Below are 12,787 nucleotides of genomic sequence, written 5' to 3' on the forward strand. Positions count from 1 at the left end.
CTGTCAATTTTGGGAAGTAATTAGTAAAAGTAAACTTTTAAATTCTTAAATTTAGAGTGAATAAAAACAAAATCCGCTTGAATAAGTACGTCAAAAAAGGACTTAAAATTATAGGTTGGACTCTAGGATCAATCCTAGGTCTGCTTCTACTCATCATAATTTTAATACAAATTCCTTATTTCCAGAATCTTATTAAAGACAAGGCTGTTTCCTATCTCGAAGAAAAAATCAAAACTCCGGTTGAAATCAAAAGAATCGAAATCGGATTTCCTAAAACAGTAATTGTCGAAGGTATTTATTTCGAAAGTCAGGAAGGTGATACTCTTTTGGCAGGCGAAAAGCTGAAAATAGATATCAGCCTTTTTAAATTATTGCGAAATAAAGTAGAAGTCAATTCGATTGACCTTCAGGGAATCACGACAACCATAAAAAGAGACAAAGATTCTGTATTTAATTTCGATTATATCATTAAAGCATTTGCATCCGAAGAACCTAAAAAAGAAGATTCTGAACCGATGCAGTTCTCCATAAAAAAAGTAAACCTTGATAAAATAAAAGTTCGTTTTGATGATAAGATTTCAAAAAACGACCTGACTGCCTACTTGCAACATTTCGATACCAAAATTACAAAGTTCGATCTCGAAAAAATGGATTTTGAGGTGCCAAAAATCAATCTTGACGGCTTTACCCTTATGCTGAAACAAGGCGAAATCATTGAAGAAGTGGCACAAAATACGGTTGAAGTTGCAGATGAAGCCGTACGAAGCCCCGAACTCAATCTTAAACTGGGAGAAATCAATCTGGCCAATATCAATATCGGATTTGATAATGCAGGAACACGCCTGAATACTGGCGTAAATTTGAAAAAACTGCTTGTTGAATTCAATTCGATAGATCTCAAAAAACAATACATCGACCTTAAAAATTTTGAAATTGATGGCATAAAGGGCGGACTAACATTTGGGAAGCTCGACAAGAAAATTACAGTCAAGGCACCTGACTCTCTTAAAGCAACTGCTCCAAACTGGAAAGTAAAACTAGATGGAACCTCACTAAAAAATATTGCTTTCCGTTTTGATGATGAAAATGCTGTTAGAGCCAAAAAAGGAATCGATTACAAACACCTTAATCTTGACAATGTACAGCTTAAAGGCGAAAAACTGTATTATAGTTCGGATACTATTTCCGGAAACATACAGGCTTTCACTATGAATGACCATAGCGGTGTTACTATCGAATCATTTCGAACCGACTTTTTCTATGGTTCAAAAAGAGCCTCACTTAAAAAACTATACCTAAAAACACCACAAACGTTAGTCAAGGACGAAATCAACGTCACTTATGACAACATTGCCACCATTGCAGACAATTTAGGAAATTTGGGAATCAAGGCTTCTCTTAAAGACAGCCGTATCGGCTTTAAAGACATATTGTTTTTTGTTCCAACTTTGGAAAACACCAATCCGTTCAAAACCAACCCGAACGCGATAATGTATATTAATAGTGAAGTCTATGGAAAAGTGAGCGATATCATTATTCCTAACCTTGAAATTAGCGGTATCGGAACAACAGTTGTTGCAGCCAGCGGAAGAATTACAGGACTTCCGGATCCAAAGAAAACCTACTTCGATTTAAAAATACGTGAATTCAAAACCTCATCAAAAGACATCAATACGTTTATTCCAGAAGGAACAATTCCTTCCAATATACAACTTCCTTCGCAACTGTCCTTAAATGGCTTTTTTAAAGGATCAGTCCATAATTTTAATACAGACATGGCTTTGGCTAGTAGTTTTGGAAAGGCAAAAATAAAAGCCACTTTTGACCAAAGAAGAAAAAATCATGAAAAGTACAATGCTGATGCTATAATCGATAATTTTGATATCGGTAAACTACTCAAAAACGATTCGCTGGGAAAAATAAGCCTTAGGGCCAAAGTCAACGGAACAGGTTTAGATCCTAAAACAGCAAATGCAACGGTTGACGGCAGGCTGGTAAAAGCAGAATTCAACCGATATGCTTATCGTGACCTGAAATTAAAAGGTGCTATACAAAACGGGAAATTTAACGTGAAAGCCGGAATGGATGATGCCAACCTCACATTTGTTCTGGACGCTGAAGGAAACTTTAAAGACAAATATCCGGCTGTAAAACTAAAGCTGAATACCGATATTGCCGATTTGGAAAAACTCAACCTGCATGCCGGTCCTTTAAAAATCCGTGGCAATGTATATGCAGACATTACCAGTTCTGATCCTACTTTTCTAAACGGAAAAATCGATATCCATAACATCCTGATTGCGGATGCTAAAGAAACTTATGCGTTAGATTCTATAAAAATTGCTGCCGTATCAACTGCCGAAAGAGATAGTATTACATTGAAATCACAATTTATAGATGCTTTAATTACAGGAAAATTCCAAATTGACCAGGCACCAACAGCATTAGCCAATTCAATTGCCAAATATTACGATACCAATCCAAAAGCACCGAAAAAGACAACCAAGCCACAACAATTCGACCTAAAAATAGGAATTAAGGAAGATCCTATTTTAGTAAAATTGGTACCGGAACTCACAAGCCTCTCTCCTATCCAAATTAACGGACGATATAATAGTGAAGGCGATAGCATTACCATAACCGGAAAAATTCCAAAAATAATATATGGCACCAACACCATTACAAATGGTCAGTTGGACATTGAAACCGCTGATGATGCATTAGTTTATAATCTTGTTATTGACGACATCAAAAATTCGCAGATCAATCTGCCTTATACCAGCCTTTCGGGTGAAGTAAAAAACAATAAAGTCAATTACACGCTGCTCGTAAGAAACCAAAAAGATGAAGACCACTATCTGATAGCCGGAAACTTGATGTCTGCTGAAGGTTATACGCAAATTTCATTGGAACCTGATGGACTAATTCTAAACTACGAACCGTGGGATATTGAAAGAGACAATATTATACGCTTTGGAGATAAAGGCATCTATGCGGATAACTTCGAATTAAGCAATGAAGGAAGCTCTATAAAAATCCAATCCCAATCCGAAAAGCCAAACGCACCTGTGGATGTGACTTTTAATGATTTCAAAATCGAAACCATTACAAGTGCCATTCAAAAAGATACACTCTTGGCTGGCGGAAAAATTGATGGTAACGTATTACTAAAAAACCTGACAGCTAATCCCACTTTTACTGCTGACCTGAATATCGAGGATTTCAGTTTCAAAAAAGACACTATAGGAAACATCAGTATCAAAGTAGATAATGAAATGGCCAATACACTTGATGCCCATGTAGCTATTACAGGTGACGGAAATCAGGTAAATCTTGATGGAATTTATAGAACAGACAACAGTACTTTTGACATGACTTTGGATATTGAAAAGCTCAATATGAAAGCCATTCAAGGATTTACAATGGGCAATCTTACTGAAAGTACCGGATTTCTTTCAGGAGATTTCAAAATCTCCGGAAGCACGAAACAACCGAGTGTTTTAGGTGAATTGCAGTTTAATGAAGTCGGATTCAAAGTAAAACAGCTTGCTTCCAAATTTAAATCCATAAACGATAAGATTTCATTTACCAATACAGGAATAGGCTTTAATAATTTTTCAATATCCGATGCCGAAGACAATCTTTTGACAGTCAACGGTCGTGTACTTACTACTAATTACAGCGATTTTGGTTTTGACCTAAAAATCAAAGCCGATAATTTCAAGGCATTAAATTCTAAAGAAAAAGACAACGACCTTTATTATGGCGTCTTAGTACTGGACACAAATCTTAGCATAAAAGGAGATTTAAACAAACCTGTCGTTAACGGGACACTCAAAATTAACAAAGACACTGATTTAACAATTGTGCTTCCTCAGTCTGATCCGTCTTTGGCTGATCGTGAAGGAATTGTAGAATTCATCGACCAGGATGAAGTACAAATTGATAAACGATTTACAGCTCAAACGGAGGCTCTGACACAGACCGAATTCAAAGGAATGGATGTTTCCATAAATATCGAAATCGTAAAAGAAGCTGAATTCACTATGATTATCGACAAAGGAAACGGTGATTACCTGAATCTTAAAGGCGAAGCCCAACTTACAGGAGGTATAGACGAATCAGGGAAAACTACACTAACCGGAAGATATGAATTCAATGAGGGCGCCTACCAAATGAACTACAACCTGATTAAAAGAAAATTTGATATCAAAGATGGTAGTTATATCCTTTGGACAGGAGAACCTACTTCGGCAGATGTCAATATTACTGCCGTTTATGAAATAGAAACCGCTCCTATCGATTTATTAGACAATCAGTTGAATAATGCAGCTCCTGCCGTTCGAAATACTTACAAACAAAAAATCCCGTTCCAGACACTGCTAAAAATGAATGGCGAGTTGTTGAAACCTGAAATTTCTTTTGATATCGTACTTCCTGATGGAAATTATGGTGTAGCCACAGAAATTATTTCTGCATCAAAAACAAAATTGGCACAGCTACGTCAGGAACCAGGAGAACTTAACAAACAGGTTTTTGCACTATTGCTGTTAGGCCGCTTTATTGGTGAAAATCCTTTTGCCAGTGATGCAGGAGGAACAAGTGCAGGAGCACTTGCCAGACAAAGTGTGAGCAAAATTTTATCACAACAATTGAATAATCTGGCCAGCGACCTGATACAAGGTGTAGAACTTGACTTCGACCTGCAATCCAGAGAAGATTATACAACCGGTTCCAGAGAAGACAGAACCGACCTTAATGTAGGCTTGTCAAAACGATTGTTGAACGACCGACTTAAAGTAACCGTAGGAAGCAGTTTTGGTATTGAAGGTCCGCAGCAAGCCAATGAAGAAACTACAAACATTGCGGGCGACGTTTCAGCAGATTACCAACTCACAAAAGACGGACGTTATATGGTTCGTGCCTACAGAAAAAACCAATATCAGGTAGCACTGCAAGGACAAGTCGTAGAAACCGGAGTAGCGTTTATCATTACAATGGATTACAACAAATTCCGAGAACTTTTTCATAGAACCGAAGAAGAAAAAAGAATGATAAAAGAAACCCGAAAACGTGAAAAAGAACTGCGGGAAAAGCAAAAAGAAAAAGAAAGATTAGCCAAAGAAAAAGAAGAAAATGAAACCGAAAATGAAAACTAGCCTAAAATATACGCTCTTTTTTACCTTACTCTTCTTGTATGGCTGTAGCAATCTGAAATATCTGGGAGAAGGTGAAGCGCTCTATGTAGGCGGAAAAGTAAAAGTAGAAGACTCACTCCTGTCCCGTAAAGAAAAGAAAAATCTGGAAAAAGAACTGGAACCTTTATTACGCCCTTTGCCTAATAAAAAATTCCTGGGACTTCGTCCAAAACTTTATTTCTATAACATTGCTGGTGAACCTACAAAAGACAAAGGATTCCGTTATTGGCTCCGTAATAAAGTGGGTGAACCGCCTGTGCTATTCAGTCAGGTTGACCTCGAATACAACGAAAGCATTCTTCAAAACTATGCCGAAAATAAAGGTTATTTTAAAGTAAGAACAGAATCTGATTCAACAGGAACCAGCCGTAATAGAAAGGTTACTGCTGAATATATTGTACGTCCGGGTAAACAATACAAAATCAAAAGTGTAAAGTTTCCATCTGATTCTTCTGAACTGTCAAAAAATATTGCCCAACTGCAACGCCGTAGCCGATTAAAAGTAGGTGATGCTTATAGCCTGGACAATATCAAAGATGAAAGAGAACGTATCGACACCCGTTTAAAAGAAAAAGGCTACTATTATTTCAGTCCTGATTTTATATTGGTACAAGTCGATAGTACGGTAGGAAAACAAGAAGTCGATCTGATCGTTAAGGTAAAAAAAGAGACTCCGGAGCGTTCCAAAAAAATTTACAAGATTAATGATATCTATATCTATCCGAATTATTCCATAACCACAGATAGTGTTGTTATAGATAAATCGTATGCTGAAAAATACAAAGACTTTACCATCATCGATACGATAAAAACTTTTAATCCGCGTATTTACGACAGGACACTATATTTCAAAAAAGGCGACGTTTATAACAGAGCCGATCACAATCTTTCGCTCAATCGCCTCGTTAATCTCGGAACCTTTAAGTTCGTAAAAAATGAGTTTCGGGTTTCTGATTCCATCGATGATGCGTTGGACGCTTATTATTACCTCACGCCACTTCCTAAAAAATCCATCCGTGTAGAAGTATTGGGCAAAACGAATTCAGCCAATTACACCGGAACGGAACTCAATGTGAACTGGCTGAACAGAAACACTTTTAAAGGAGCCGAACTGCTTACTATTACAGCCTTTGGCGGTATGGAAGTGCAAGTTTCCGGCCAAAACAAAGGCTATAATGTTTTCCGTTTTGGAGGTGAAACCAGCTTGATATGGCCCCGCTTTATTTCGCCTTTCCAATTTCAATCCGGTAGCGGATTTGTACCAAAAACCAGGGCGTTGATTGGTTACGAACATCAGGAACGCCAACGCCTTTATACCTTGAATACTTTTAAAGGTTCTTTTGGGTATTTATGGAAAGAAAATGCGCGCAAGGAACACCAGCTGAATCTCACGGAAATCACCTATGTAAGCTCCGGCAATGTTTCAGCCGAATATCGGGCACAAATTGAAGGAACAGATGAAACGCCCGGAAATCCTTCCTTAGCCCGTGTCATTGAAAAACAGTTGATTTTTGGACCTACCTATTCGTATACATACACCAATACGATGCGCAGAAGACGCACCAACACTTTTTATTACAAAGGCAGCATCGACCTTTCTGCTACCGCAACGGGATTAATTATGGGCGGCAATTCAGACAATCCGAAACAAATTTTAGGTGTCCCATTCAGTCAATTCGTGAAACTGGAAAATGAATTCCGCCATTATCTAAAACTTGGAAACGATTCCCAACTCGCCAGCAGAATTATCGTCGGAGTAGGAATCCCTTATGGAAATTCCAGAGAACTTCCTTTTATCAAACAGTTCTTTATAGGAGGAACAAACAGTATCAGGGCATTCAGGGCGCGCTCTATTGGTCCGGGAACTTACAACCCAAATGTAGAAGAAAGTTCCTTCCTGCCCGACCAATCCGGGGATTTAAAGCTGGAACTCAATACGGAATACCGAGCCAAATTATTTAGCATTGTACATGGCGCTCTTTTTGTAGATGCCGGGAATATATGGTTGATGAATAATAATGAAAATAAGGCAGGATCTCGTTTCTCTAGTAAATTTATTGATGAACTTGCGGTTGGTGCCGGTGCCGGTCTGCGATTTGACCTCTCATTTTTAGTCCTGCGACTGGATTTGGCTTTTCCTTTACGTAAGCCTTATCTTCCTGAAGGAGACCGTTGGGTAATTGATAAAGTCCGATTTGGAGATCCGGATTGGCGAAAAGAAAATTTGGTTTTTAACTTAGCGATAGGTTATCCTTTCTAGTACTATACCTTTGCGCCTCTGCGTCTTTGCGAGCAATTATTTCACGCAAAGACGCAGAGGCGCAAAGCTTATTACTTATTGCTTTTTAAATCTACTTCTTCATCCCGTTTTTTCTTACTAACGAGCCTGATTTTTATTTTTCCGTCATCACCGTCTGATGCCAAGAGATGTAGCACTATTCCCCTATTCCTTCTCTCTTCCAGCTTTTCTTTGTCGGTTATGTCTTTGTCGTTTTTAGGGTTTCGGAGCGGCACATCAAGTGCTATGTTTGTGCCTTTTCCAAAAGAATAGATTCCGGCTATATCCATATTCAATACGCTGGAATTGATCTGCATCGGATAGATGGTTATCTTCTCTCCGTTTATGTCTAAATTACCTTTCAGGTTGCTGAAGGTAATATTATCCAAATCCCGAAAAGGGAAGGCAAATTTCCCGGCACTTTTAATCGGGTCAAAATTAAGCAGAGCACCATTTTTAAGTGTAAAACCAACCGTTCCATCCATAGACTTAGGTAGTAGTTCGCCTTCATTTGAAATCGTCCCAGAAATGGCAGCTGTCGTCGTAAGGTAGCCTTTAAGATTTTTCGACTTCAATGACTCCATATCAAAATCATTGAACGCATAGAAAAACTTTTCTATTGCCACGTTGGACACGTTTGCTTTCATCGAAAAATGATTTTTTGTTTTCCCTTGCTCTACAGAACCACTAAGGTTTACTTGTCCGCCAGCATGATTTATTACTGCATTTTGTATCGTGATTCCTGCTTCTGATAACAAAATAGCCGCTTTTGTATTGGTGGCAGTAAATTTATTATAGTAAAATTTATCTATCTGAACCGTTAGGGCAACATTGCTCTTTTCAAAAAGAAAATCCAATTTATCGTTACCATTTCCCTTTTTTGTTTTCACAGGCGCACGCTTCACGGTTTTACGATTTTCTAAAAAACCTAGAAATTCTCCCAAATACAATTGAGGACTTGTTACTTTCCAGTTGAGCACCAGCTTTTCAGGTTCTGTATAATAGAGGTTTAGGAAATTTTGAATACTTCCTTCCATATTTACAATACTTTTGCCACTCTGCAACCTGATATTGCTGATGAATAAATCTTTTTCAGTAAAATTCAAAGCTACATTCGTGTTTTTGAACACCAGATTTCTGGGCACATAACACATATCTCCATTATCTATCCTGACCAATCCTGAAACAAAAGGTTTGGTTATTTCAAAATCAACAATATCGGCTTTGAAGTGAAGTTCAACATTAGCATTGCCTTTAGAAAATGCCATCAGGTCTTTATCAATACAATTCTTCAATTTCTCAAGTGGAAAATTGGCTTTAAAAACGCCAGAAGCAATAGGCTTGGTAAAATCATTAATTATCGCAGAATCCATTACAAAAGGAATTTCTTTATAATCGCCCTTGAAATTCATGAGTTTTACGACAGAATTAGGATCATCAAACCCTTTGCCTTTCACCAATTCATTGGTATACATTCCATTGAAACTGCAATTGTCAATAATTCCGTCAGGAATATGAAGGCGGTTGTTTTTTACAACTGCTTTTACCAGAAATAACGGATCGCCTTCTGCGTTCAAATCGCCAATAATATCGCAATTGACATCAATAGGTTTTTCCAGATCAAACCGGTTCAACTGTCTGCTAATATTGTTTGAAAGCAGATTGGAAGCATTCTTCCATAGAATATTATCGGCTATGATGTGCAGTGAAAAATCGGATCTGGTTTTACCAATACTGAACTTTCCTCCAATATTGAAGTTATCACTGCCTATTTTCAAATCATTGGGTTCAAATGCAATCGTTTCTGCTTTTTCATCATACGTAATATCAAATTTTCCATTGAGTGTTTTGTCTTTGATAAAACTTCCATGTTCCGTATTAAAAGCCAGACTTTGAGCAGAAGCATCTAGGTTTACTGCAGCTTCCCATCCTTTTGAGTTATAATCCAGTCTGCCTTTCAGGTCGTCGATTGAAAATTTAAAAAGCTTTTTTCCTTTAAGGTTCTCTGAGATAAAAACAACGTTATGCAAATCAAAAGCCTTTATTTCTGCAAAAGAGCTGCTTTCACTTGTGGCTTCCTTTTCATCTTTTGGTTTAAAAACAGCCGTATTGCTATAACCGTTTTCGGCAATAAATAAATGAATCTTCGCATCATTGATATCTATTTTTTTAACCTCCAGCGTGCCTCTGAGAAAAGCCAGTACATTGATCGAAATATTAAAATCTTCGGCTTCCAGCAGCGTATTTTTATGAGAATCCCAAAGGCTATCTTTTAAAACCGCATTTTTTATTTTTAGTGAAACTCGCGGAAATCCTTTCAGGAAAGTAGGCTCGATACTTTCTGCTGTAAATTTACCATTGATGTTCTCGTTGATTTTTTGATTGACAGATGCTAAAATTTCTTCTTTATGGGTATTGACATAAAAAGCAAGGCCCAAATACGTAATGACAATTAGCAAAAAAATCCCTGACAAAACCCTAAACGAAATCTTGACCCAACGAGGCAGGCCGCTTATTTTTTCAAGGAATCTGGAAACTAAAGTTTTTATTTGCATAGACTATCATTAGTAATGGCAGGCAACAACACCTAAATTTACAATAAATCATTGAAGATTAGTATAAAAATAAAAAAAGCTTCTGTTTTTAGAAGCCTTTGCTTTTTCCTAATAAGATTAATAAATGTCAGAAACTTTGCGGCTCTGCGCCTTTGCTGCAATTATTTTCTCGCAAAGGTGCAGAGCCGCAAGGCATTAAATATTTAAATGTATATTCCGTAATCACTTAAAATCAATTATACAGAAAGTTTTCCTTCTATACCATCGTCCAATGGCTTTCCGATAATCGCCCCTACTGCTATTTTCAGCAATGATACCATCTTGCCGCTTTTGGTATCCCAATAATATACATATTCCGGTTGAACGCGGATTACAGTAACGTTAGGATCGTCTTTTCCTTTCGAAAACCAGGCTTTTGCAACAGGACTCCATTTGTCTTCAATCGTAGATTTATCTTTGTATATGAATGCTTTTCCATATACATTAAGATATTCTGAACTTGAATTTTTTGCAAAAAGCAATTGCACGTTTTCGTCTTGTTTTATCTCAAAATTCTTATCACTGTCTGCACCGCTAAGAAACCAGATATTTCCTGATTCATCTACTTCCTGAACGCTCATCGGACGTGTTGAAAACGGCGTATGTGTCAAGTCAGTACAAAACATACAGACTCGAATATCTTCTGCTAATTTTTTCAATTTTGAAACAGCATCTTCATTGCTTAAATTCTTATGATCTCCCATGACATTATTTTTTAGTTGGTTATTCTTCTATATCGATTTTTTCTGAGGTCCAGTCAACAGCACGAGACATATCATCCTTACGGAAAACTCTATATTCTCCGGGCATGATTTTACTAAAAAAAGAAGTGAATTTGTCAACCGTTTCCGAATCTGAAATGATAGCTGCCCGATTCCATTTTGTGATATTTTTGATTCCAAGCAAGGCATCCTGAATCCAGGCACCAAAGGTGAAATTGGCTGGTGAATTGTCTAAAAAGAGTAAGTAATTGAGCTTGCCTGTTGTATTGACAAGCTCAGAAACTTTTGCGTTTACAAGTTTGAAATCGTCTGATGTAACTTCGCCACTGGAGCGAAAACCTACCATATTGTCTGGCAGATTGTAGATCTGTTCTATCATAACATTGAGTATTTGGTAGGGGTTATACTCAAAGTTACGCCTTATAAAATGGGCGCTATGTTATTGATTTCATAATGTTTGCCAACAAAATCCTAAATAACTATAGCTGTTTTTCCATTATATAATCTTCCATCAGATAGCCATTTCCGATGTCGATGTCTTCTTCTCCTTTTTTCTCAAATCCGATTTTGACATAAAATTCATAGGCCGTATTATAACGGTTGACATTTAATGAAAGGACGCTGTTTTTATTTTTTGCTGCCTCTTCTGCAATATAATCCAACTGCTTTTTACCAATTCCTTTTCCTTGAGTTTCGGGAAGAATATAAATTTTATGGATTTTAGTTTTTGGCTCTCCTCCATAATTGAACTCATAGGAAGCAAAACCTAATGGAATTCCATCTTCCTCAGCCAGAATAAAATGATGTCCTTTCAAATCAGCCTGTTCTTTTAATGCATTGATATTATACATCATGTCAAACATATAGTCAATCTGCTCTGGTGAAAGAATATGCCCGTAAGTTTTAGGCCATGTTTGTTCCGCAATCTTTCGTACGGTATCGTAATCGGTAGTTTTGGTAATCGTAATCATTTATTTTTATGCTTTTCGTATAGTGTTAATCGCTTCGACCCATTCGGTTTTATTGCAAATTTCACAATGTGCTTTACCAGCCTGAACTTTTTCGGTATGTCCACAGAAAGTACATGAATAAAAACCTGCTTTAGGAATGGCCTGGCTCTTTTTTTCAAATAATTGCGGCAAGATAGGCAATCCATATTTTACATCCTTGTCTTCAAAGAAAAAAATGCTGACCTCTCCAGACGTTTCGAGATAAGCATTTCTGACCTGTCCCAAATGTTCAATAGAACGCAGTCGCAATTCAGAAAAAAACTCATCTTGCGCTAATCCTTCTTTTTCAAAACTTGCTATAGAAAATTTTCCGTCTTCAATCAGGCATTCTGTTTTTCCTTCAACCAGGTTTTCAAACCATTTGAACTTCCCGGTAAGCATTGTCACAAATCGGTACAGCAAAATGATAACAATAAAAACAGTAATGGCCGGAATCAATCCTACATCTTCATAAAACATCGGGTCGCCGGCTGCCGAACCCAAAGCAATAATGATTACCGTTTCAAAAATAGAAAGCTGCTTCACTCCTCTTTTTCCGGTGAAACGCAATGTAATCAACAGGACAATAAACATAATTACCGACCTGAAAACTACCTCGAAAAGAAATTCGAAAGGGTGATTATTGATAAGCAGCCTTTCCCATTCAAAAATACTATCCATTTTATAGCCCTTTTTTATTTGAATTTACTAATTATACTACGCAGATTGCGAATTTTTAAGAGAAATTTAATACTGTCTCCTGTTTATAAAAACGAATTATGATGTAATTTTATAGTCCAATTTATTTGAATGTATATTTCAGAATTGGCTATCAATACATTTTGATAGAAAATACACGAATTGCAATCACGTTAATTTAGAGTAGCTTGTAATTCATGTGCAAGGCTTTAGCATTGAGAAGATGTTGAAGCCTTGCTTTTTTTTGAAGTTTCTTAAAATCTTTCTAAAATGTTTTGGTTTTTTTTATAGTTTTAGCTTCCATAAA

General features: G+C 37.0%; 7 protein-coding genes. 2 read left to right on the top strand and 5 right to left on the bottom strand.

The window, feature by feature from the left end; genetic code table 11:
- Positions 1-77: 77 nt before the first annotated feature.
- Both ABH942_RS00540 and ABH942_RS00545 read left to right on the top strand, forming a co-directional pair.
- Complete coding sequence (locus tag ABH942_RS00540) at positions 78-5,159, top strand: translocation/assembly module TamB domain-containing protein (RefSeq protein WP_370028929.1); 5,082 nt, start codon at positions 78-80, stop codon at positions 5,157-5,159.
- Positions 5,149-7,458, top strand: a complete 2,310-nt coding sequence (locus tag ABH942_RS00545; RefSeq protein ID WP_370028931.1) for a BamA/TamA family outer membrane protein — start codon at positions 5,149-5,151, stop codon at positions 7,456-7,458. Before ABH942_RS00540 ends, ABH942_RS00545 begins: the two co-directional genes overlap by 11 nt.
- Positions 7,459-7,529: 71 nt before the next feature.
- Here the strand turns inward: ABH942_RS00545 and ABH942_RS00550 are convergent, their stop codons facing one another.
- From ABH942_RS00550 to ABH942_RS00570, 5 genes are all read right to left on the bottom strand, one after another.
- Positions 7,530-10,031, bottom strand: coding sequence for an AsmA-like C-terminal region-containing protein (locus ABH942_RS00550; protein WP_370028933.1), 2,502 nt, complete (start codon positions 10,029-10,031; stop codon positions 7,530-7,532).
- Positions 10,032-10,267: 236 nt separating this feature from the next.
- Positions 10,268-10,774, bottom strand: coding sequence for a pyridoxamine 5'-phosphate oxidase family protein (locus tag ABH942_RS00555; protein ID WP_370028935.1), 507 nt, complete (start codon positions 10,772-10,774; stop codon positions 10,268-10,270).
- 19 nt (positions 10,775-10,793) lie between these two features.
- On the bottom strand, positions 10,794-11,171 hold the full coding sequence (locus ABH942_RS00560) for an STAS/SEC14 domain-containing protein (RefSeq protein ID WP_370028937.1): 378 nt from the start codon (positions 11,169-11,171) through the stop codon (positions 10,794-10,796).
- Positions 11,172-11,271: 100 nt separating this feature from the next.
- A complete protein-coding gene (locus tag ABH942_RS00565) occupies positions 11,272-11,763 on the bottom strand; it encodes an N-acetyltransferase family protein (protein ID WP_370028938.1) in 492 nt (163 codons plus the stop codon).
- A gap of 6 nt (positions 11,764-11,769) precedes the next feature.
- On the bottom strand, positions 11,770-12,462 hold the full coding sequence (locus ABH942_RS00570; protein WP_370028940.1) for a DUF421 domain-containing protein: 693 nt from the start codon (positions 12,460-12,462) through the stop codon (positions 11,770-11,772).
- Positions 12,463-12,787 lie beyond the last annotated feature (325 nt).

This window comes from Flavobacterium sp. 28YEA47A, from assembly GCF_041262125.1.
GTDB lineage: Bacteria > Bacteroidota > Bacteroidia > Flavobacteriales > Flavobacteriaceae > Flavobacterium.

What these genes read in the sequence shown, in the direction of transcription:
- ABH942_RS00555 (WP_370028935.1), bottom strand. Translation starts at nt 10,774, where the DNA reads ATGGGAGATCATAAGAATTTAAGCAATGAAGATGCTGTTTCAAAATTG.
- ABH942_RS00545 (WP_370028931.1), top strand. Translation starts at nt 5,149, where the DNA reads ATGAAAACTAGCCTAAAATATACGCTCTTTTTTACCTTACTCTTCTTG.
- ABH942_RS00550 (WP_370028933.1), bottom strand. Translation starts at nt 10,031, where the DNA reads ATGCAAATAAAAACTTTAGTTTCCAGATTCCTTGAAAAAATAAGCGGC.
- ABH942_RS00565 (WP_370028938.1), bottom strand. Translation starts at nt 11,763, where the DNA reads ATGATTACGATTACCAAAACTACCGATTACGATACCGTACGAAAGATT.
- ABH942_RS00570 (WP_370028940.1), bottom strand. Translation starts at nt 12,462, where the DNA reads ATGGATAGTATTTTTGAATGGGAAAGGCTGCTTATCAATAATCACCCT.
- ABH942_RS00560 (WP_370028937.1), bottom strand. Translation starts at nt 11,171, where the DNA reads ATGATAGAACAGATCTACAATCTGCCAGACAATATGGTAGGTTTTCGC.